This is a genomic window from Pseudomonas sp. MD195_PC81_125, assembly GCF_014060985.1.
Taxonomy (GTDB): domain Bacteria; phylum Pseudomonadota; class Gammaproteobacteria; order Pseudomonadales; family Pseudomonadaceae; genus Aquipseudomonas; species Aquipseudomonas parakoreensis.
The window spans coordinates 1-536 of sequence record NZ_JABULD010000915.1 but is presented as its reverse complement, the minus strand read 5'-3'; the positions used below and the strand labels follow the sequence as shown (position 1 = coordinate 536).

The 536-nt window shown below is 45.3% G+C and carries 2 pseudogenes; one reads left to right on the top strand and one right to left on the bottom strand.

Going from position 1 to position 536, the window contains the following annotated elements:
• Positions 1 to 127 (bottom strand): annotated as a pseudogene (locus HT737_RS30325) (hypothetical protein); the annotation flags it as partial.
• Positions 128 to 433: 306 nt separating this feature from the next.
• Between HT737_RS30325 and HT737_RS32215 the strand changes: the two are divergent.
• Positions 434 to 536: pseudogene (locus HT737_RS32215) on the top strand (LuxR family transcriptional regulator); the annotation flags it as partial.

Genomic DNA, 536 nt, shown 5'->3' with positions numbered 1-536 from the left:
CTGTATCGCGCGTAGTGCGCAACGTGAACAGGCTGGGGGTCAAGGGCTGCACGTCGAGCAAGGTCTGGGCAGTAAACTTTTCTGCACTGACAGTCATGGGCCACTCCACTGTAAAGAACCCAGACAGTTTCGCGCAAACTGACACTGTAAACACCACTGTTTTTGTAATGTCTTTTCATTTAGCTAGCGAACCCAATGAGACACAAACTCAGATACACCAATGGAGAAATTTTCAGATTTCAATCTGAAATTGAATGACACATTGAATACAACGCTCTACTCCGGGCTAATAACATTCTTGCAATCAAACTTCTCTGCAAAGAGCAAAAAAGTTCAACGCCAACTGTAGGACATGTCCTACACTCGGTTGCGCGATGGATTCATTGGATCCAAAAAGCCCAGCGCGTAAAAACGATTTCACGGAGCGTTTGTGATGGAAATGTGGAAGGAGTCGCAATTAAAGCAACTGACTTTCGCGAGAGAAATAGAGACTGCTTATCCGATCCTGCTGAGATTCGCTCAAAACATAGGCTCAA